This is a genomic window from Alphaproteobacteria bacterium, assembly GCA_017302575.1.
Taxonomy (GTDB): Bacteria; Pseudomonadota; Alphaproteobacteria; order Rickettsiales; family UBA3002; genus JAFLDD01.
The window spans coordinates 1,006,736-1,028,153 of the sequence record JAFLDD010000001.1; the positions used below are offsets into that span (position 1 = coordinate 1,006,736).

General features: G+C 51.0%; 22 protein-coding genes and 2 tRNA genes. 11 read left to right on the top strand and 13 right to left on the bottom strand.

Annotation, left to right across the window (positions count from 1 at the left end):
• Positions 1–18: 18 nt before the first annotated feature.
• Positions 19–1,689: an alpha-keto acid decarboxylase family protein gene (locus J0M34_05200; protein ID MBN8543644.1), complete on the top strand. Its 1,671-nt coding sequence runs from the start codon at positions 19–21 to the stop codon at positions 1,687–1,689.
• A gap of 2 nt (positions 1,690–1,691) precedes the next feature.
• Here the strand turns inward: J0M34_05200 and J0M34_05205 are convergent, their stop codons facing one another.
• The 7 genes from J0M34_05205 to J0M34_05235 all read right to left on the bottom strand — a co-directional run bounded on the left by J0M34_05205 (position 1,692) and on the right by J0M34_05235 (position 6,726).
• Complete coding sequence (locus J0M34_05205) at positions 1,692–2,129, bottom strand: DoxX family protein (protein MBN8543645.1); 438 nt, start codon at positions 2,127–2,129, stop codon at positions 1,692–1,694.
• A complete protein-coding gene (locus J0M34_05210) occupies positions 2,116–3,798 on the bottom strand; it encodes a DUF692 family protein (GenBank protein ID MBN8543646.1) in 1,683 nt (560 codons plus the stop codon). Before J0M34_05210 ends, J0M34_05205 begins: the two co-directional genes overlap by 14 nt.
• 45 nt (positions 3,799–3,843) lie before the next feature.
• A complete protein-coding gene (locus J0M34_05215; GenBank protein MBN8543647.1) occupies positions 3,844–4,092 on the bottom strand; it encodes a hypothetical protein in 249 nt (82 codons plus the stop codon).
• 109 nt (positions 4,093–4,201) lie between these two features.
• Entirely contained in the window at positions 4,202–4,849 is a 648-nt protein-coding gene (locus tag J0M34_05220) for a DUF1109 domain-containing protein (GenBank protein ID MBN8543648.1), read from the bottom strand.
• Positions 4,842–5,369: a sigma-70 family RNA polymerase sigma factor gene (locus J0M34_05225; GenBank protein MBN8543649.1), complete on the bottom strand. Its 528-nt coding sequence runs from the start codon at positions 5,367–5,369 to the stop codon at positions 4,842–4,844. Before J0M34_05225 ends, J0M34_05220 begins: the two co-directional genes overlap by 8 nt.
• Before the next feature lie 207 nt (positions 5,370–5,576).
• The gene (locus J0M34_05230; protein MBN8543650.1) at positions 5,577–6,515 is read right to left on the bottom strand and encodes a DUF2806 domain-containing protein; all 939 of its coding nucleotides are present in this window, start codon (positions 6,513–6,515) and stop codon (positions 5,577–5,579) included.
• Between the two features lie 121 nt (positions 6,516–6,636).
• Positions 6,637–6,726 (bottom strand) — tRNA-Ser (locus J0M34_05235).
• A gap of 210 nt (positions 6,727–6,936) precedes the next feature.
• On the opposite strand from J0M34_05235, the gene J0M34_05240 reads away from it, so the two are divergent.
• The 9 genes from J0M34_05240 to J0M34_05280 all read left to right on the top strand — a co-directional run bounded on the left by J0M34_05240 (position 6,937) and on the right by J0M34_05280 (position 14,933).
• Positions 6,937–7,013, top strand: a tRNA-Met gene (locus J0M34_05240).
• 116 nt (positions 7,014–7,129) lie between these two features.
• The gene (locus J0M34_05245) at positions 7,130–7,771 is read left to right on the top strand and encodes a hypothetical protein (protein MBN8543651.1); all 642 of its coding nucleotides are present in this window, start codon (positions 7,130–7,132) and stop codon (positions 7,769–7,771) included.
• Positions 7,772–7,821: 50 nt separating this feature from the next.
• A complete protein-coding gene (locus tag J0M34_05250) occupies positions 7,822–8,118 on the top strand; it encodes a hypothetical protein (GenBank protein ID MBN8543652.1) in 297 nt (98 codons plus the stop codon).
• A 51-nt stretch (positions 8,119–8,169) separates the two neighbouring features.
• The gene (locus J0M34_05255) at positions 8,170–9,420 is read left to right on the top strand and encodes a TolC family protein (protein ID MBN8543653.1); all 1,251 of its coding nucleotides are present in this window, start codon (positions 8,170–8,172) and stop codon (positions 9,418–9,420) included.
• A complete protein-coding gene (locus J0M34_05260; protein MBN8543654.1) occupies positions 9,410–10,348 on the top strand; it encodes an efflux RND transporter periplasmic adaptor subunit in 939 nt (312 codons plus the stop codon). The genes J0M34_05255 and J0M34_05260 overlap by 11 nt, the downstream gene beginning before the upstream one ends.
• A gap of 8 nt (positions 10,349–10,356) precedes the next feature.
• Complete coding sequence (locus J0M34_05265; protein MBN8543655.1) at positions 10,357–13,557, top strand: CusA/CzcA family heavy metal efflux RND transporter; 3,201 nt, start codon at positions 10,357–10,359, stop codon at positions 13,555–13,557.
• 1 nt (position 13,558) lies between these two features.
• Positions 13,559–13,972, top strand: coding sequence for a hypothetical protein (locus J0M34_05270; GenBank protein MBN8543656.1), 414 nt, complete (start codon positions 13,559–13,561; stop codon positions 13,970–13,972).
• 6 nt (positions 13,973–13,978) lie between these two features.
• Positions 13,979–14,605, top strand: coding sequence for a cation transporter (locus J0M34_05275; GenBank protein ID MBN8543657.1), 627 nt, complete (start codon positions 13,979–13,981; stop codon positions 14,603–14,605).
• Complete coding sequence (locus J0M34_05280; GenBank protein ID MBN8543658.1) at positions 14,586–14,933, top strand: DUF3147 family protein; 348 nt, start codon at positions 14,586–14,588, stop codon at positions 14,931–14,933. The genes J0M34_05275 and J0M34_05280 overlap by 20 nt, the downstream gene beginning before the upstream one ends.
• Here J0M34_05280 and J0M34_05285 read toward each other — a convergent pair.
• From J0M34_05285 to J0M34_05310, 6 genes are all read right to left on the bottom strand, one after another.
• Complete coding sequence (locus J0M34_05285; GenBank protein MBN8543659.1) at positions 14,930–16,021, bottom strand: tyrosine-type recombinase/integrase; 1,092 nt, start codon at positions 16,019–16,021, stop codon at positions 14,930–14,932. The genes J0M34_05280 and J0M34_05285 overlap by 4 nt on opposite strands.
• A gap of 3 nt (positions 16,022–16,024) precedes the next feature.
• Positions 16,025–16,507 carry a helix-turn-helix domain-containing protein gene (locus tag J0M34_05290; protein MBN8543660.1) on the bottom strand — a complete coding sequence of 161 codons (483 nt, stop codon included), beginning with the start codon at positions 16,505–16,507 and terminating at the stop codon, positions 16,025–16,027.
• 9 nt (positions 16,508–16,516) lie between these two features.
• On the bottom strand, positions 16,517–16,711 hold the full coding sequence (locus J0M34_05295; protein ID MBN8543661.1) for a helix-turn-helix domain-containing protein: 195 nt from the start codon (positions 16,709–16,711) through the stop codon (positions 16,517–16,519).
• 102 nt (positions 16,712–16,813) lie between these two features.
• The gene (locus J0M34_05300; protein ID MBN8543662.1) at positions 16,814–17,887 is read right to left on the bottom strand and encodes a hypothetical protein; all 1,074 of its coding nucleotides are present in this window, start codon (positions 17,885–17,887) and stop codon (positions 16,814–16,816) included.
• A 62-nt stretch (positions 17,888–17,949) separates the two neighbouring features.
• A complete protein-coding gene (locus J0M34_05305; protein ID MBN8543663.1) occupies positions 17,950–19,119 on the bottom strand; it encodes a site-specific integrase in 1,170 nt (389 codons plus the stop codon).
• Positions 19,120–19,302: 183 nt separating this feature from the next.
• The gene (locus J0M34_05310) at positions 19,303–20,922 is read right to left on the bottom strand and encodes a recombinase family protein (GenBank protein ID MBN8543664.1); all 1,620 of its coding nucleotides are present in this window, start codon (positions 20,920–20,922) and stop codon (positions 19,303–19,305) included.
• Positions 20,923–21,157: 235 nt separating this feature from the next.
• Here J0M34_05310 and J0M34_05315 point away from each other — a divergent pair, with 235 nt between their 5' ends.
• Positions 21,158–21,358, top strand: coding sequence for a helix-turn-helix transcriptional regulator (locus J0M34_05315; protein MBN8543665.1), 201 nt, complete (start codon positions 21,158–21,160; stop codon positions 21,356–21,358).
• Positions 21,359–21,418 lie beyond the last annotated feature (60 nt).

Here is a 21,418-nt window from a genome sequence, read left to right on the forward strand (position 1 = left end):
GCAACCTAGAGGATTCTTATGAGCGCACAGCAACATACGGTTGGTTCTTTTCTATTCGATTATCTGCACCGTCAGGGTGTTGGCCATGTATTCGGCATTCCTGGTGATTTTGCCTTGCCAACCTTCCGTTGGATGCAAGCTTCACCGATTGACATCATCACCATGACGCACGAGCCAAGCGTTGGGTTCGCGGCGGATGCTTATGCCCGCATTCATGGGCTTGGTGTGGCCTGCGTTACCTATTGTGTGGGTGGCTTGAACATGCTCAACTCCGTAGCTTGCGCTTATGCCGAGAAGTCGCCATTGCTGGTGCTTTCGGGTGGCCCCTCACCTGCTGACAGAACCAAAGACGTATTAATGCACCATAAAGTGCGCACGTTTGATACGCAGCGCCGCATCTATGAAGAAGTGACCTGCGCGACCGCAGTGCTGCTTGATCCTGAAACGGCGGCGGGTGAAATCATGCGCGTGGTGGATACGATGCGCGAGCAGTCCCTGCCTGGCTATATTGAAATCCCGTTTGATGTGGTGGACATGCCGATTGGCCATATTCCTGCACCGCGCAATAAAGCGCCACGCACCAGCGACCCAGAGAATCTTGTTGCCATGGTTGAGGACGCTATTGCCGCCATTAATGGCGCGAAACAACCTGTAATCATCGCAGATATTGAGTTGCACCGTTATGGGCTGGAAGAGCTGGCACTCGAAGTTGCTTCTAAGTTCAATATTCCTGTGGCTTCTACCCTGCTCTCCAAATCCATCATCAGTGAAACACACCCTCTGTTCATTGGCGTGTATTCTGGCCCGCTCTCTGATGCGAAGCTGCAAAGCTACGTAGAGGAATCCGACTGCATCATCATGCTGGGTGCATACATCACGGATGTTTGGTTCGGCTTTATGAACACCAGCGAGAAGCTGCGCCGTAAGAATACGATGATTTGCACCACCGAGAAGATGAGCATCGGTTACCGCAGCTATGAGCATGTTGTTCTCAAGGAATTGCTTGAACGCCTGCTTGCAGCACCCATCAAGCCACGCCAACTTTCGGCTCTGCCAAAACCAGCACCTGAGCCAGAGCCACTCACCGATAAAGACCGCAACCAACCCGTTACGATGGAGAACTTCTTCCGTATTCTGGGATTGTCCGTGGGCGAGAACGATACGATTACGTGTGACACGGGCGATTCACTCTTCGGTGCGATGAAGTTGCGTACGCGTAATGCCAGCTACTTTCTGGCAGATGCCTACTATCTCTCGATGGGGTTTGCTGTTCCTGCGGCGATTGGCGCGATGGCTGCGCGCCCTGATAACCGCGTATTCGCCATTGTCGGAGACGGTGCCTTCCAGATGACGGGAATTGAGCTTTCCACGGCTGTTAAATTTGGCATGAAGCCAATCGTGTTTGTCATCAATAACGATGGTTATGGCACACAGCGCTTCATTCTCGATGGGCCGTTCAACGAGATTCTGCGTTGGAATTACACCAAACTTACCGATCTCTTTGGCGGTGGCATGGCGTATAAAGTGACAACCAATGGTGAGCTGGAAACGGCGATTCAAGCCGCACTTAAGGATGATCAGATGTATCTGATTGAGGTTGTCATACCGCGCAATGATTGCAGTCCAAGCCTCAAGCGTGTTGGCGAAGAACTGGGTAAATTGCGCGATAAAGACAAACGCAGCGCGTAGTATTACTTACGCTCTATCAGCCAATCGAGCGAGGCTTTTCCAGCACCGCTAATTGCTAGCCACGTGAAGATGGCGAGGTAAAGCGTTTCCTCAAACCCTAACAACGTGTGCAGCGAATCCACCTCCTCCCACCGAGCGGTGAGGATGGCGATTATCATCGTAATCGCTAAGCCACCTGCGCTGATGCGGGTGAGCACACCCAGAATGAGGAATGCGCCACCAAAGCACTCTAAGCTTGCAACAAACGGTGTGAGAATGTGAGGTGCGGGTATGCCAAGACTTGTAAAATATTCGGTCACTCTATCCAAGTGTTGCAACTTACCGAAACCTGTCAGCATGAATACATAGCCAACGGTGATGCGTGCAATAAGTGCACCTGCCCATTCGAAATGCGCAGCAATGCGTTTTGGCCAAAGAATCAGAAAATTAAGCGGCTTCATACGTCGTTCCTTTGTTGGTTACGATCTTATATTCGGCGGCGGCAAGCAAACCGTTACGCATCCATCGTGAAAAATATTCGGAAATGTTAGCCGCGAATGATTCTGCGCAGTTTTCCAATGCCTCACCAACCGTAGCACCATTGAATAATGCGCTAAGGAGCAGATATTCCTGTTCCTCCAAATCCATACGCCACATGACATCCTCGTGGCGAAATACGGCTAGCCAGCTTGGTGTTTGCTGAGGAGTGGCGGCTGGCGTTTTATCAATCACTGCACGGTAGTAACCATTCACATCATAGTTAAAGGCAAAAAGCTTCAAGGCCTTGCGCGGGAACAGGCGCGATTTCATCAAGCTATCTGGTGTCATTCCTGTGAGGTCTTCTGGGGTTAGGGCACGAACCTCTTCCTCGTCGGCGAGTTGGGTAATGGCCGTTTCCAGCACACACAACTCCTGCGCAAACGCGTCATAGTTGGGGTCAGCTTGTTGATACTCAGGCAACCGTGCTGCGTAGCGGGCCACATTAAAATGCTGCGGTGGTACGTCGCGGATAAACCCGTCTATCAGCGCATCAAATTTTGTTTTGCCGAGATAGGTTTTAAGCACAGCGTAGTCTTCGGCCACCACATCGAACAAGCGCCAACGATAGGCGTTTATGTAAACGCCGAGTTGTTGTTCAGCAGAAAAATCCTCTTTCTGGCGAATCCATTCTGCGGGTCGGCTATCCATGCTCTGCCCTTTCATAATCGCTTCTTGAAGGGTTTCTTGCTGCAAAATAAGGGCTGGATTCTCGTTCATCACGTAAGGTGTATTGGGCTTTGCAAGCTCGGGGATCGTGAAATGCTGCGCGTCATTCGCTGCGGCACGCGCCTTCTCTAATTCTGCATAGAGCACTGGGAATTCCGGAATTTTATCGTCCCACTCAATCATGGTGTTGGGTGTGCGCCCTGCTTTTTGTACTACGTATTTGTAAAGGTTCCATACGTCATCAATCACGTGGTCGTCATGCGTATCGATGATGTGAGTGCCCTTATTCGTATGCCCCGAAAGATGCATTTGCACGACACGCTCTAGTGGCAACGCATCTAGATAGGCTTTTGCATCGAGGCGATGATTATAACAGGTGACGTAAACATTGTTCACATCTAGCAGCAGGTTGCAGCCTGAATCTTCTGCCATGCGGGTGATAAACTCCGCCTCTGACATAGTGGAGCTTTTAAATTCCAAATAGGTGGAGGGGTTTTCGAGTGCTATGGGACGCTCGAGAAAATCCTGCACTTCTCGAATGCGCTGCACGATGTGCTTGAGCGCTTCTTCCGTATAGGGCACTGGCAACAGGTCATGGGTGTTTTTGTGTGCAACACCCGTCCAGCATAAGTGGTCACTCACCCACGCTGGTTTTACGTCATTGATCAGGCTTTTGAGCTTTCTTAGATATTCAGAATTAAGCGCATCAACAGTACCAATGGAAAGTGATACACCGTGTAGCACGATAGGGTAATGCTCGGCGATGCGGGCAAGATTGCGGCGCTGCTTGCCGCCTGTATCCATATAGTTTTCAGAGATAACCTCGAACCAGTCGACTGCGGGGCGATGCTCGAGAATGTGAGGCATGTGCTTGGTACGTAGCCCAAGCCCAAACCCTAAATGTGGAAGTGATGTGGTTGCCATAAAATGGTAGGGGTAGCCAACAAGCTACCCCTAACCGTTGCAAGGTTACTTGCCGTCTTTGCCGTGGCAGCCATTGCTAGACTTGCATGACGCTTTTTCACCATCTTTAGCGTTGCAGCTAGATTTATCAGCGCCGTTGCACTGAGATTTCTCTGCTTGTGAATTGCCTTTACAGCCGTTTGCACCTTTACAAGAAGCTTTGTCGCTTCCAGCTAATGCAGGTTGTGCAGCGAGCATGCCAGCAGTGAGAAGTCCGAGCAATGCAGCAGAAGCGAGTTTAGTATTGGTGGTCATAAAATTCTCCGTTGGTTAATGTTTGTGATGTAACGTCGTGGTTTGATGAGCGGTTACATAGTCAAGTTCGGCGGGTGGGCAAAAATAGTTACAGGCGTATCAAATATTTTTACCAACGCAGCAAATAGCGCCCCAAAACCGCGCCCAAAGCAGCAAAAAACAGGCTGGGAGCATAGTGCCACATCAGTAAATGTGCTATCTCGTCGTTGGCCTCTGCTAGCCGTAACGTCAGCGCGCCAACGGACATAGAGGCAATGACTGCCAGCAAGCCCGCACGCATTGGCATAATGGTCGCGCCCTTACGGATGAGCCAAAAGATGAGGATAGCAGGTAGCATGGAAGAAAACGCAATATACGCTGTGCAGCCATGCGTATGTGAGTCTGCATTCGACATCACCATGCGTACATCATGCGGCATGAAAAGCTGGAAGGCGACAAGTAGGAGCATGAGACCTGAGAATATAAATGGTAGCCTCATGCGGTATTTTTGAACGATTGCATCAGGCCTCATCGCATGGAGTGCTGCGAGGACCGAACTTATCAGCATGGCGGCTAGCAATAGCAGTTCGACCACAAAAAGCGGGCGCTGAAGCTGTTGGGCAAGGTCGGGGCGGAAGCCTTCGAGCCAACATTGTGCGCATATTGCATAGATAGACAAAGCCGCAAGCAGGATGAGCGCGTAACGTTGCGGGCGCAACGGACGCACGGGCGTTGCTTGGGCACTAAGTGTTTCAATGAGCTGTTTCGTATCAGCCATGGCTAAATTTTTCCCGTATCTTCTTTATGGCGCGGTGTGCCGCTACTTTTACCGCAGATTCCTTCATGCCCAGCTGTTCGCCAACTTGCTTTGCGGTGTAACCCTCCACATGCATCATGGAAAGGATTTTCCGCTCGCGACCACCTATGCCATCCAGCATCTCATCTATAGATTCGGACTCATGGGTGTTTTCGGTTACCGCTTCCAGCAGATTTTCATAATCAGCGATATCCACGCTCTTATGGCGCATCTCGCTGTAGGTTTTACGCAGGTGATCTGTCACCCGAAAGCTGGTAATGGCGATAAGCCATGGCATTAATGGGCGGTTGCCGTCGTAGGTATGGCGCGCTTTATGGATGGAAATCAGCACTTCCTGCAGCACGTCCTCCACATCACTTGCGGGGATTTTCCTGCCAATGACTCGGCGCAATATGGGTGAGAGTTGGTTCAAGAATGCGGCATACGCCACGGCATCACCTGCCAGACCTGCTAGCAAGGTACGCGTTAGCTCTGCACTGATCTCGCTCTTTTTCACGCTGAGTCTTACATCCGCTTATTCGGGCTGCATTCTATTCGATTGCGATGCAAGTACAAGCGCCCTTATGGGCGCTTGGATATGGCGGCGCGTAGTGAACGGTTTTCGAACTTTCCCGACTGATTTTGCTGCGATTATAAGGTACAAAATTAATTATATTAGCATTGAGATCATAGCATGCCTCATCGCGAATTAGGTGGCTACTTGTCCGGTTAACAGTTTTAATTCTGCCATTTCTGGCGAGATCGTTTTAATCCAATCGTTAAATACAGAAAGGCCACTTGAATTCCAGTTTGGATTACAGAATTTAGCTACGGAATCTCCTAGTAGTGTAAGTAAAATGCCTCTCACTTCAATTTTTTGTTTTGGGATAATAACGTATCTAGTTTCTTCATAACTAGCAATAAAGGCACTGCCAGGACTGTATTGCCTAAAACTCGTTAAATGATCTGCAATTACCCCAATATCACCAAGTTGAAAAATCAGATTACCTACGGTTCGGTTTGTGTTGGGCACGACTCGGTCAAATGCTTCCACATGCGAGTGTGGCAAAATAGGTGATCCGCCTATCCAGATGCAAAGATTTAAAAGGTCAGAAAATGCTTTAAATAATCCTTCTTCCATATTTCCAATAAGCCACAATGCACGAGGACTTACCGAGCTTGGGGTTGCAGTTTCGCATGCTAATGCACGAGCTAATAAATCAGCACGCCACTCTTCATTGCGCTTACGGGCTAATTCATTAAATTTATCGATCCAATGATCCTCTATAGGTGCTGAAGTCGGCGGAGTTGTTTCAGCGCTTTTTTCATCGCCATAGGAAAGTGATTTCAAAGTAATTTGGACCTGCCTAGTAATACCATCTACGAATTCCAAATCACGTTCAATCCTGATTCTCTCATCATCTGGCGCAGCGACATAACGCTCAAGTAACAGTTTTTTAATTGTTCCTCTGGTTTCGATTTCGTTACTTAATAGCTCTTTCAACATATCGACTTGCGCCAATCTGCCTTGATGCCTCTGCCAAGCTTCTGACATTTTATCTGATTGAGAAATTGCAAAAGGGCCGATTGCCTTAACAGTATTGATTACTCTCTGACTTCCTTCAGATAGCTTTGCGATCCAGTTCATAAAAATCCTTAAGTTTTTTGTAATTCTAGCAGTAAAAAACGATCAGGAAATAGATTTTCGAACCTAACGAACCCTTGACTGGGATTCGAACTCAGTGGGCTGAATCTGATTATGTTTCAAATGGCGGACAGGGTGAGATTCGAACTCACGGTGAAGTTGCCCCCACGCTAGTTTTCAAGACTAGAGCCTTAAACCACTCGGCCACCTGTCCATATCCATTCAATGTCTAAAGCCTCGCGGTTTAAGCGATGCCTCAAGCGCCAGACGGCTGGCGCTCGGCCACCTGTCCACGTCTTTGTCAGGCAGGGAAGTACGCAAATCTGCGGCTTTCGTCAATAGTTTAACGCAAAGCTTGCGCTGGAGCGGCTTACGAGCTATAGAAACGCTCCCCCGAGCCATATTCGGGGCGAATATATGGTGACGCGGGGTGGAGCAGCCCGGTAGCTCGTTAGGCTCATAACCTAAAGGTCGTCAGTTCAAATCTGGCCCCCGCAACCAACATCAGAGCCAATCTCCCAAGATTGGCTTTTTCTTTATCCAGACTCGTTGCCGCACCGTTGCCGCAGTTTATTGAATCAGTGGATTTATTCATCGCACACATCTAGCTTGGTAAAATGACAGGTTCTCCTGATTGGACAGCAAAAGTTTTGTCGGCTCTCGATACAGTATCGGGGTGGACATGCTTTGCTATTGCTGTCGCCATGGGAATGATTTTATTCCTACCAACGACTGCTGGAATTGATCTTACTGTTATTCGAGAAGCACATGGCGGATGGCTATTTTTTGCCATGGTATTATGTGCTGCATTGACCTTTGCTCGTATATTGCGCGAATTAACGGCAGGATTTAAAAAACGCAAATCGAAGAATTTTATTCTGACCCCACGACCAATGCAGTGCTGGTGGCATCTAGCAAAACAAAAGGACGATAGTTACATAACGCAGATAGTGGCGGACTGCGATGTTTTGAATCTTACTTCCAAAGGATTGAGATTTCACTCGATGCGATTGATTTCACCTAGTTTAAGAAAGAGCGAGGTGGTGCACTCCGAAATCGGTATCTTTGATGCGCTCAAATTGGGTCGAGATTATATTCTGCCTAGTCATACTGATTGGGTGCGAATATCCATAATGGTTCGTCAAAAGCTAGGAAATGAGGACAAGCCCTTAAAGGTTGCCTTGGGTATCGTTGACAGCCACGGATTAGAACATCGCATTAAAATACTTCTGCGCCCCAATAATCGTGCCACATCCTAATCCCTTAGCTATGGGTTGATTATCCGCATGGTTTAATGTAACACAATCCCATGCGCTTCATTTTCACCATCCTTATCGCCCTGACGATCTTCACCGCTAACCAAGTGGCGATGGCGTATGAGCATTGCGATGATGCGCATTGCGCCTTCTTCATGGGCGACGAGCACAAGCAAGAGAAGAAAGCTGATACAGGTGCTGACCATCATTGCTGCGGTGGTACGGTACTGCATCTCTCTGCGGTGAAGCAGCCATCAGCAGATGTATCGGATAAGACCGAGTGGAACCTTGCACAAGGATTCACCTCTGTCAGTCCGCCCACACTCATCGAACCACCCACTAGCCTGTAAATCGCCCGACGCACGTAGTGCGCCCATTTCAACGATTACAGGATTTCTCCCATGTTACGATATTGTTGGCCGTTATTGGCCATTTTACTCAGCCCCACTGCCTATGCGCAGCAGGCTTTGCAACTAGATGATGCCATCGCCGAGGCGCTGGAACATTCCCCTGCCATGAACTCTGCCAAGGCGCGGGTAAAAGCCAGTGCAGGCGAACGCACCCAAGCAGGTGCTTACCCGAACCCCGAACTGGGTATCGAGGCTGAGAATATCGGTGGTGATGCCCCTTATGATGGGTTCCAAAGCGCCGAGATGACCTATGGTGTGACGCAACAGATCGAGATGTGGGGCAAGCGTTCCGCACGTAAGGATGCCGCGCATTTCGGTTATGACGTAGCGGCGCTGGATGCCGAAGCCATCCGTCTTGATGTCATCCGCGATGTGAGCGTTGCCTATGCCGATGCAGTAGCTGCACAGGAAAAGGAACGCTACGCCGATGAGCAGCACCGCATTGCAGGTGAAGAACTCAAAAGCGTTTCGCGTCGCGTGGCCGAAGCTGCCTCACCCTTGATGCAACGAAGCAAAGCAGAGATCACCGTCGCTACCAGCAAGTTCGCACAGGAAGAAGCCAAGCAGGAAGCACTGGTCGCTCGTAAGCAACTGGCAGTGCTGATGGGCAGGCCACAACTGAGCGAAGCCTTGGCAACGGATGCGTTCTTTGCGGTGGAATCACCCAAAACAGTCGAAGAAGAATTGCTGAAAGCTACGCCCGATTGGGTGCGTTGGGAGCGTGAGAAGAAACGTGCTACATCATTGCTGGAACTGGAAAAGGCCAATGCCTTGCCCGACCCTACGGTGAATCTGGGTGTGCGCCAATTCCGCGATACGGATGATAAGGCCTTCGTGCTGGGCGTGTCGCTACCCATTCCTGTTTTCGATAGCAACCGAGGTAATATCGAACGGGCGCGTGCAGAAGTAAGCAGAAGTGAAAGTGACCAACAACTTGCATTGCTCGACCGCCAAAAGGACTTCGCACGTCTCCAAGGCGCATTAGGCACGGCGTATCTGCAAGCGATCAGCCTGCGGGATACGATCATCCCTGCCGCAGAGCAAGCCTTTGGCCAATCACGCTATGGGTATGGCGCTGGCAAGTTCCAGTATCTTGAAGTGCTGGATGCGCAGCGCACCTTATTCGATGCACGCCATCAATACATCACTGCGCTTCGCAACTACCACACACACAAAGCAGAACTCGAACGCATTGCGGGTCTGCACCATACGCCATCCGAAGGAGATCACCATGACGAGTAAACGCATCATCTTTATCGCAGTGATTGCTGCGCTTGTTGGAGGTGGCATCTATGCCTTCATGCCTGCATCCAAGGCAGAGCATGAGGAAGAGGAAGGCCATCACGAAGAGGCTGGCCAGCGTGCGCATATCAGCGACGAATCCGCCAAGGAAATGGGTATCGAAACCGTGGTGGCAGGTGCTGCAACGGTGCGTGAATCCAAGAGCCTGTCGGGTCGTATTGTACTGAACCAGAACCGTAGTGCGCAGGTAAAAGCACGTTATGCTGGGGTAGTGCGTGACGTGTTCAAGCAAGCGGGTGAAGCCGTGAAGCGCGGCGAGAAACTGGCGCGTGTAGAGAGCAATGAAAGCCTGCAAGTCTATGCAGTGCCATCACCCCTCGATGGTATCGTGCTGGAACGCCATATCAGTGTGGGTGACGAAACGGGTGAAGAACCCATCTTCGTAGTCGCAGACCTGAACAGCCTATGGGCAGAGTTCTTCGTGTTCGCAGGTGATGCCAACCAGATCACGCAAGGCCAGAAGGTCACGGTTTCAACGCTGGATGGCAAGGTCACAGGCGAGAGCACTATCAGCGCAGTGCTACCTACTGCCGATGCTGCAAGCCAGACCATCGTGGCGCGTACCGAACTGGATAACAGCACAGGCATCTGGCGTGCAGGCATGACCGTTCGGGTCGATGTTACGCTGACGGAAAAGGAAGCGGCGCTAGCCGTTCCTACCGCAGCGATTCAGCGTCTTGAAGGCAAGCCCGTAGTATTCGTAAAAGAGGGTGCGGAGTATGTAGCCACCCCTGTTACGCTGGGCAGTGCTGACCGTATCCAGACCGTAATCACCAGCGGCTTAGATGCAGGTGCAGAGGTTGTTTCCAAAAACAGTTTTGTGGTGAAGGCCGACATCGGCAAAGCATCCGCAGAACATGAACACTGAGTTTTATCATGATTAAATCCTTACTCTCATTCTCGATTCACCATCGCTATCTGATTGCGCTGCTAACGGCAGCCGTAGCCTCGGTGGGTCTTTACATGCTCGGCAATCTCCCGATTGATGCCGTGCCTGACATCACCAACAATCAAGTGCAGATCAATACGATGTCACCCGCGCTCTCGGTCAATGAAGTCGAGAAACAGGTGACGTTCCCGATTGAAACGGCCTTAGCAGGTATCTCTGGGCTGGAATCTACGCGCTCGATTTCGCGTAATGCGTTCTCGCAAGTGACCGCTGTATTCAGTGACAAGGTGGATATTTACTTCGCACGACAGCAGGTGAGCGAACGCCTTGCCGAAGCAAAGGAAAGTCTGCCCGATGGGGTAGAACCCTCCATGGGTGCGATCTCGACAGGGCTTGGCGAGATTTATATGTGGACGGTGGAATACACCAAGGAAGGCCGCAAGAAGCAGCATGATGGTGAAGCGGGTTGGCAAAGTGATGGAAGCTACCTTACCGCCGAAGGCCAACGACTCGCCAACGATCTGGAACGTGCCAGCTATCTGCGCACGGTACAGGACTGGATGATTCGCCCACAGATTAAAGGGGTGGAAGGTGTTGCAGGCGTAGATGCGATTGGTGGTTATGTGCAGCAATACCATGTGCAGCCGAACCCTGAAAAGCTGGTCGCGCTGGGTCTGTCATTCAGCGACATCATTGAGTCCATTGAAGCCAACAACCATAGCATTGGTGCAGGCTATATCGAACAAGGTGGCGAGTCTTACGTAGTGCGTGCCGATGGTCGCATTTCCGCACCGAACGAGTTGGGCGATATTGTCGTGACCACCCGTAAGGGCATTCCCGTTTATCTACGTGACCTTGCCACTATCGGTATCGGTAGGGAGTTGCGTACAGGCAGCGCATCAGAGAATGGTGAGGAAGTCGTGGTAGGTACGGCACTCATGCTCATCGGTGCGAATAGCCGTACTGTGGCCGATGCGGTGGATATGAAGATGAAGGAAGTGAACAAATCACTTCCCGCAGGTATTCATGCCAAAGCCGTGTTGAACCGTACGAAGCTGGTAGATGCGACTATCTCTACCGTGCAAGAGAACCTGACGGTCGGTGCCTTGCTGGTCATTGGTGTCTTGTTCTGGCTATTGGGAAATATCCGTGCGGCCATCATCACCGCGCTGGTGATTCCTGTATCCATGCTCATGACGGCGATTGGCATGGTGAAGGGCGGTATCAGCGGCAACCTCATGAGTCTTGGTGCGTTGGATTTCGGGCTGATCGTGGATGGTTCCATCATCATTACCGAGAACTGCTTGAAACGATTGGCAGAGCGTCAGCATCATGTCGGGCGCACTTTGAACCTGACGGAACGATTGCATGAGGTGATGGCTGCTGCGCAGGAAATGGTGCGACCCACCGTGTTCGGTCAGCTTATCATCATTCTGGTTTATGTTCCCATGCTGACCTTCACAGGGGTTGAGGGTAAGATGTTCTCGCCTATGGCGATGACAGTGATTATCGCGCTCGTTTCGGCGCTCATCCTGTCACTTACCTTCGTGCCTGCGATGATTGCGATTTTCGTGAAAAACCGCATCAGCGAGAAGGAAAGCCCTGTCATCGAGAAGGTACGCGTGCGCTATGAGATGTGGCTAGGCAGAGCCATGCTGCAACCGATGAGGGTTGCTGGTTTGGCAGTTGCTGGGTTCATTCTGGCGGCGATTATGTTCATGTTCATGGGGCGTGAGTTCATTCCGACGCTCGATGAAAAGGACATCGCCATGCATGCGATGCGTATTCCAAGCACAGGCATTACCACCTCGCAGGAAATGCAGTTCGCGGTGGAGCGTGCCATCAGCAAGAACCCCGAAGTGGCATTCGTCTTCTCCAAAACGGGTACGGCGGAAATGGCGGCAGACCCTATGCCACCGAACGTATCGGACACCTTCATCATCCTCAAACCACAGGACGAATGGCCAGATAGCATCTCGAAAGCCGAGTTGATTAAGAAGCTGGAAAAGAGCGTCGCCAAAGTGCCTGCGAACAACTACGAGTTCACTCAGCCCATTCAGATGCGCTTCAACGAGTTGATCTCAGGCGTGCGAAGTGATGTTGCAGTGAAGTTGTATGGTGATGACTTCGATGCACTTAGCAGCACCGCCGTTAAGATTGCGCAAGTCTTGCAAAAGACCGAAGGCGCTGCCGATGTGAAAGTCGAGCAGACCGAGGGCTTACCTATGCTTGAAGTGAAGCTGCGTAAGGAAGCGATTGCACGCTATGGCTTGAACGTCAGCGATGTGCTGGATGTGTTGGCCATTGCAGTCGGTGGTCGTGAAGCAGGCCTGATCTTTGAGGGCGATAAGCGTTTCGATATTGTCGTGCGCCTACCCGACGAATTGCGTCAGGACATTCAAGTATTAGAAAGCCTGCCTATCCTTCTGCCATCCGACGGGGAAGAACATGACCGCCCTGAATATGTGCCATTGAAAGAACTGGCCGATTTGGAAACGACCGAAGGTGTGAACCAGATCAGTCGTGAGAATGGTAAGCGCCGTATCGTGGTGCAAGCCAACGTGCGTGGCCGCGATATTGGTTCGTTCGTGCAAGAAGCACAGACCGCTATTGAATCGTCAGTAAAACTCCCCGCAGGATATTGGACGGAATGGGGTGGCCAGTTCGAGAATCTGAAAGCAGCAAGCAAGCGTCTTGCACTGGTGGTTCCTGCCTGCTTCTTCATGATCTTCCTGTTGCTCTTTACCGCGCTTAATTCGGTGAAGCAGGCCTTGCTAGTGTTCAGCGGCATTCCATTAGCGGTCATTGGTGGCGTGTTCACCTTGTTCCTGTTCGGTATGCCGTTCTCTGTATCGGCAGCGGTAGGGTTCATTGCGCTGTCAGGCATCTCGGTGCTGAACGGGCTGGTGATGATTACCAGCATCAACCAGCATGTGCTGGCGGGTCTGCCCCCAGAGCAAGCCGTGCGTGAAGGTGCATTAAGCAAGCTGCGACCAATGCTCATGGCTGCCATTGTTCCTTCGCTAGGTTACGTGCCGATGGCTGTATCAACGGGTGCGGGTGCGGAAGTACAGCGCCCCTTGGCGATGGTGGTGATCGGTGGGTTGCTGGTTGCAACGGCACTGACAATGGTCGTTCTGCCTGCGCTGTACCGCAAATTCAATCTCGATAAAGAAGTGAGAGAGTAAAATGAAACACGCATTTTACATGGTGGCATTGCTGGTTGTAATCACCGCATGTACAGTTGAACAACCGAAGTCTCTCGACCAGCAGTTAGCAGCAGTAACCCCAGCAGAGCGCAAGGAGACATTGCTTAATGCCTGTCTGAGCGAGGCTGAATGGCCAAGCCTCAAATCAAAACGTAGTCATGCGGGGAGCCAACGTAAACATGGGTCACACAACTCCTACGCCTCCGAGGTGAGGGACATGAAGGCGTTATGCAAACAGATGGATCTAGCAAACGAGAAGAAAGCATTGGCCGATAAGTGCGAAGAACAAGTGATTCTTAAAAGAGAAAAAGAGCGTAAGGGTGGTGCTGAGCATGCTGTCAGAACTCAGCAGATATGCGAACAGATGACGGGTTTGAAACTTCGTAGTAAGTAGGAATGTATGAACGCAAATTGCGGAGATTCACACTGCTCAACGGAACTGGACAGCCCAGCTTATCGTAAGGTGCTGTGGGTGTGCTTGTTTGCGAACGCCATCATGTTCGTGGTGCAGGTGATCGCCAGCCACATGGCGCATTCGGTCGCACTTCTCGCCAACTCACTCGATTTTCTTTCCGATGCTGCCAACTATGGCATCAGCATTTATGTGCTGGGTCGTGCGCTCACCATGAAAGCCAAAGCCTCCATCTTCAAAGGCCTGTCGCTTGGTGTGGTCGGGTTATGGACAGCTTACTCTACCTTCATGCAAGCCTTCGAGCCTGTGATACCCGAACCTTTCATCATGACCATCATCAGCATCATCGCTTTGGTCGTGAATGTCGCCTGCGCCTTTTTGCTTTATCGCTACAAGGCAGAGGACAGCAACGCTGCTTCCGTATGGCTATGCAGTCGTAACGATGCGCTAGGTAATATCGCTGTGATGTTTGCTGCGGGTGGTGTCTTCGCTTTCGCAAGCGTTTGGCCTGACGTATTGGTAGCTGCGGTGATGGCATGGCTTGCATTGAGTGCGGCATGGCATATCATCGGCATGGCACGGAAGGAATTGCGACATGGTGTATCTGGTCATTAAGTTCTTTACGAGCGCGGCGCTCATCGTCGCCATCTCGGAAATCGCCAAACGATACAGTTTCATTGCAGCCGTGTTGGCATCCTTGCCTCTGACCTCACTCTTGGCATTCATCTGGCTCTATATCGACACCAAGGACGCAAACAAGGTTGCTGTGCTTTCCAGCGACATCATGTGGCTTGTGCTGCCCTCGCTCGTATTCTTCATCGTGCTACCTATCGCTATCAAACAAGGGGTACATTTCTGGGTAGCCTTGATGATTGCTGCCATTGCCACTGCTGTTGCCTATGGCCTTACCACATGGCTCATGCAAGCTGTGGGGCGTGCCTAGCTGTCCTTGCTGAAACCCGTCGCTCTAAGTACTTGCCCAATGATCTCAGGAGTAATGGCGATGGGGCTACCATCCAGATTCTTGATGAGTTCACCTTGGCGTTCAAGCCCGACATTCCCGTAGCTGCGGAAGGTGGTCATCACGCTTTCATGGCCGATGTTCTGACTCCATGCTTTGAAGTCCTCTGGGGTGCGGCAACGCCTCTCACCAACTTGCACAAGGGTCTTACGCAGCAAGTGCGGGTGGAAGTATGGGAGGGCAACACGTTCATAGGCCTCGCGCATGATGCGACGAACGGGTGTGGCGTTTGACCAGCATACTGGTTCAATCCCTTGTGCGGAAAACCCTTTCTCTGCACTCGCCACCACTTTGGTGCGCGGGAACACGGGGTTATCATTGCCATACAGCTTCACCGTGCGCAGGTAATGCACCCACTCATTCACGATGGCTTTTAGGTCATCACCGACAGGCATGAAGTAGGTGAATATCTGTTTGCTGGCCTTCGTGCGTACCATGTTGGGATCTTGGTTCACCAACTCGGTGGCCGTGTCGATATGTTTCAGGCGTAACGAAACCAAGGCGCTATCGCGCATCCCTGTTAGGATTGCCAGCGCAAAGAGGGCGCGGTCACGGCGCTCAATATCGGTGTTGCTCGGCATAGCGAAAATGGCGTGGCGCACCTGTTCCAAGGTCGGTGGTGATTTGGGCGTATGCGCAGCGGCAGCACGCGCTTCCTTCTCCCCGTAGTTCAGGTATTCAGCATCGCGCACATGCACCTTGCGGCGATAGCCCTGCTCACGACTCAGCCACACCATGAACTCTTTAACCGCGCTTAACGTGTGTTGAATCGTGGTCTTGCTCAGAGGTTTTTGTTCACGCTGATTCAGGGATGCGGTAAGATGCTTCTTGAAACCTATGGCCTGTTCTTTGGTGAAGGTTCCGAAGTTCTTGTATCCCGTGTAGGACTCGAAACGAGTAAGCGCGATGCTGAGTCCTTGAATTGTGGATTCGGACTTGCGCATCGCTTCCTTCTGATACTCGAAATAGCGCCGCTTGATACGTTCGTTTTCGGCAGTGTATTTGGTCATGGTCTATACTCCTTGGTTGAAATCACAGATAACGGGAGGGTGGAAACTCCCTGATATGTGTTCCCCACTGACCGTCTGGACACAGAAGCGTTCACGCAATTCTGGTAGGCTTCTTGTAGGGTAAAGGCGCTGCGTTTTGCTCTCGCATACGACACAGATACCGCGTGCCAGCCACTCGCCCTTTTTAAGCTGGGTTAAATCCACGACTCGCTCCCACACCTGTCTTGGGGTGCGGCACTTGCAGCAATAAAACTCATCTACTGCACAGGGACGCTTGCGCCGTTTCTGGCGAGCGTCGAGAAACGCCGCGAGATCGGAACCGTGAATCATCAGTGGCCGCTTATCGTCAATCGTTGGCAGCCCTTCTTTCAACCAGTTGCGTACTGCGTTCTTATGTATCAAGAACCGCTCGGCAATTTCGTTGACAGTGTAGGTGTTCTGCTTACGGATGAGCCGCGTATTGTAGGTGCGCCGCTTGGTCGGCATAACGCCCCACTACGCGTTGGTGATGATGCGGGAAGCGACGAATGCCTGCAAGTCCGAGAGGCGGTACTTCACCAAGCGCCCGACCTTCACATACGGAAGTGCATAGCGTTTAGTGCATGCCCATACTTCGAGCGTGCCTTTCGATACGCCGAGATATTCGGCAGCTTGGGTACGGTTAAGCAAAGTGTTTTGTGGGTCAGTCATGGTATCCTCCGTCAGGTTGAAACAAAAATCCTGAATCGAGGAATAGGCACGTTAAGCGCAGAAGTCTGCCGCCGAAGGGTTCAAGGCAAAGGGTTCAAGGGTTTAACCCTTATTCGATTTCAATCCGCCGCGCCGAGCATTGAGTGGCCTCATAATGGAGTCCATACCCTCTGCTAAATTGTCGCTTAAAGCGATGCCACGTTTTGCACCTTCTTCTTGAAGCCACGCGGTAACATGCTTTTTTAATGGCGCGTTCTTACTGCCTGCATCGTAGCCTTTCCAGAAATGTTCAAGTGCATCGAGCATCAACTTCATCTCTGGGCTGATGTGGGCAGCAGAAGGAGCAGGAATAGAACCAAGGATCGGAAGTTCCATCGGAAGTGTCTTAGCCCATGCTATGATTGCTTCGGGCTTAACCTTAGAATCCAACGTGTATTGATTTTTATGCGCTTCTTTGGGCTTGGGAACCTCTGGAAGGACGTAATCTGGTATGGCAAGGGTTAGCAGGTTCGCTGTATTGGCATCTTCAACGTATTGCGCGATTTTATCGTAAATCTCGTTTTCGCCACGATAGTCATGCTCCTTGCCGTCGCTTCGGGAGCGGCGACCAAGGAGGTATAGAATGGCTGTGCCAACACGCCACAATGGTTGCTTACGCAGTCGTGCAAAATCTTCCTGTGTGATCGTAGGGAAGGAACGTGTTTCTTTTTCAGCCGCTTCGATACGGTAAGCCTCTGATCTCATCAGATGTTCACATGCGGCAGCGACTTCTTCGTGAACACCATAACCCTGCTTTCCAGCCCATCTCAAAAATCCGAGAGAATCCATATCGTCATCACGGCCAACGCGCAACTTATCGCCCCACTCATTCGTCGGGTATTGGTAGTAAGTGAGTTCGCCACTCTCAATGGCCATTATTGCTTTATCGCGTAATGCTTTGGCTTCTGCGTCATTAGCTACGTAGTCCGCTGCTGCTTGATACGCTTCATCAAAGTCCTTATAGCGTGCGGGTTTAATCGCCTTGTTGATGTCGCCAATATTCAAGAAATCAAAGTGACTTGTGGTGATTCGCAAAAGATCACAGAAGTCATCAACGAAAATGAGTGAGATCAGCCAATCCAGAGGCGCATGTTCGGACACAAGCCACGATGGCGCGGTTTTTGATAATGCTGTCATTGCTACCGATTACTTATTGTTATTTACCCAAGTCTAATCGGCAGGAATGAGGATGCAACGCCCTAACGGCCTTTGCCCCCAGCTATTTTCTTGGGTTCTACGGCGAATATAACATCGGTGGCACGCACCAGTGACTCGCGCACAGGGTCTAGGTTCAGGCGCGAATAGATGGCGGTGGCCTGCTGGGATTTATGCCCAAGGGACTTGCCGATGATAGGCAGGGATGCCCCTGTGATAGCTTGATAGCTGCCCAAGGTGCGGCGAATATCATGGATGCGCAGGTCGGTGATGCCAGCCGTTTTCAAGACGCGCTTCCAAGCCTTCTTGGGGTCAGCATAGTGTGCCGTGCCTTGGGCGTTCGGGAATACCCATGGGCTATTGGTCAAGCGCCTGCGGCGTTCAAGAAGGTCGATGGCGGCAGGGACAAGCGGCAAGGTGACAGGGTCGCCATTCTTGGTTTCTTCGATGCGCCACTCACCACGCTCCCAGTTCACTTCATCCCACTGCATCGCCAGCACGTTCGATTTACGAGCGCCTGTGTAAAGCGACATGAGAATATAGTCGCGTGCAGTATCGTTCTTTTCTTGCGCGAGGGCAGCGTGGAAACGCGGCAACTCATCAGGCTGGATGAAGCGATCACGTGACTTCTCACGGAACTTCTTGATACCGATGGAAGGGTTCGTACCATCCCATCCCCATTCGATGGCTTTATTGAACATGGCGCGGATGCGTTCCAGTAAACGGTTCGCCTGATACTGGCCGTTCTCACGCCCCAGCTTGTCATGCAGCTTGCCAATCTCCTGCTTGGTGATGCTCGATACCTTGCGCGTGAACCAGTGCGAGAGGAACTTGCGCACCTCGCGGTCATCGAACTCCCACGACTTCTTGTGGGGTTTGCTATACCGCTCCATGTATTCATGGAACAATTCCTGAAAGGTAATTTCCTTGCGCAGCTTCATGCGCTCTTGGTTCGGGTTCGCGCCACTTGCGATAGCCGCCTTGGTTTGAAGTGCCGCGCCACGCGCTTGCTCGACGGTCATTTCAGGGAAGTTCCCCAGCTTCACACGTTCATCGCGCCCATTGATGCGCTTGCGCACGAAGAAGGTGATTGCGCCACCTCGTGTCACGTAAAGGCTCAACCCACGCTCCCGAAGGTCTTGATAGGTCGCCATGCCCTTCTTGGGGATAGGAAGTTTTTGTATCGCTTGCTTCGTGAATGCCAGTTGCTTCATGCCGAATCCTTTGAGGGTACACGAGAGGGTACAGAGTATTCCGTTGCCGCACCGTTGCCGCAAAATAGAGCCTATTGCCGCATAGGTGAGGATGCAAGGTTAAACAGAAAACCTGTGGAAAGTGGCTCTGGGTAAAGATTAGAGAAGTTTCGTTAAATTTCGCTATACATTAGGCCGAGTGGCTCATAACCTAAAGGTCGTCAGTTCAAATCTGGCCCCCGCAACCACCGATATCTTTTTGGAATCCAAAAAAGAACCGTCTTCTTCAAAATCGACCAACTTCGCCAATTCGCCGTACAGTGCTACCGCGTTGCTACCCGAGGGAATGACGATCCTATCGATGAGTCCACGAATAGAGTCCATCGCAGCCAATTTCAATTCCGGCACGGCGATACCTCGGCATAACTCACTCACCTTTTCTTGGTATAGCGCGATGAGGCGTTTGTCTGGGCTGGGCAAAGGAGCCACTTCTTCAATTTGCGATGCGAGAGCATTTTTCTTGGTTTCTAGTTCAATAAGACGTGCTTTGGTGGTTTCCGTGACGATTCCTTGCTCAATGGCATTAAGTACGGCGCTCAAACGTTTATCGATTGTCGTTAGTTCTCTACGAATGATAGCCTGCTCTTGTTTGGTGGACGCGGCGAGTTTCTCAAGTTCCAAAGTATATTCATCAATAAATTTTCTCAGCAGTTCAGGTTCGAGCAATTTGTGCTGAATGCCTGCAAGAATTTTATGCTCAAGCTCTTCCCGACCAATCAGAAAGTCATTGCTGCACGTCCCTGTATTCCTGCGATTGGCGCAACCATATTTATCTTTGGCGATCAATGTGAACCCGCCATTGCATTCGCCACAGATCAGTAATCCTGAAAGCAAATATTTATTGCGCCGCGACCCTGTCATGCTGTTGGTGCCGCACCTGACGGGCGATTGCGCAGTAATAACGTTTTGTCGCGCCTTCACGCTTTTCCAAAGATTGTCCGAAATGATCCGCAGTTCAGGCACCCCTTGAATGACCCACTGTTCCCTCGCATTTAGTCTGGATACACGTTTGCCAGTTGCAGGGTCTTTGATGAATCGCTGTTTGTTCCAAACAAGGCGTCCCGCGTAAAGGTCATTATTAAGAATGCCGGTGCCTTTCTTGAAATGGCCGCGTATGGCGCTGTCCCTCCATTTTCTTCCGCCGGGACCAGGGATATTCTCTGTGTTAAGTTCTTTGGCGATGTGTCTGGGACTTTTCCCGTAAGAGAAATCCTCAAATATCCTCCGCACCACTTCGGCTTCGTCGGGCAGGATTTCACGTCTGCCAGTAATGATTCCTCCGGCACCGTCAAACTCCTTGATGGTGCGATAGCCATAGGCATTACCACCCGCGAACTTGCCTTCACGCACTTTTCCTTCCATGCCACGTTTGGTTTTTTGCGCGAGGTCTTTTAAGTACAGCGCATTCATCGTTCCTTTGAGGCCGATATGCAATTCGCTGATCTCGCCTTCCGCCACGGTGATGATTTTGATGCCGAGGAATGCAGCATTCTTGAAGAGCGCTGCAATATCTTCCTGATCGCGCGAAAGCCGATCAAGTGATTCCGCAACGATGATAGTGAATAGGCCAGAACGCGCATCCCCCAGCATCTGCTGGTAATGTGGGCGGCAGCGAATCGACCCACTTATCGCTTTATCGAAATAGGTTGGCCCTTGCTGCCATTGCCGACCAGCAATGAATGCAGTGCATAGGCGAACTTGATCATCGATGGATGAATCGCTTTGCAGGTCAGAGGAATATCGAGCGTAGATGACAGCCTTCATTGGGGTTTGGCCCTTTCCAACATTTGCAGTGCGATGGCATGGGCAAGGGCTTTGATGAGGCAATCAAAATGCGCCGAAGATGGCTTGTTTTCCTGCGTCTCGGATGATTGCGCCTTTTGCATTGTCATGACACCATTAATTAGTTACGGTGTGACCATAACACGCAAAATTAGTTACATCAACACAAAATAGTCACATGGTAACCAAAAACAGCCTTACGATCGAACAATGTAAGATGGCCCGCGCCGCTCTAGGTCTAGGGGTGCGCGATTTGGCGAAGCTTGCGAAAGTATCGCCTAATACCGTCACACGGTTTGAGCGTGGCGAGTCATTAAATCCGCGCACGATGGATGCGCTCAAAGCTGCGTTGGAAAAAACAGGCGTTGAATTCATCCCAGAGAACGGGAAGGGAGCTGGTGTAAGGCTCCGAAAATGATATGGTAAAGACCGACACCAGATATAATAATATTAACAGTGTTCAAGGGTTGAATTTCTG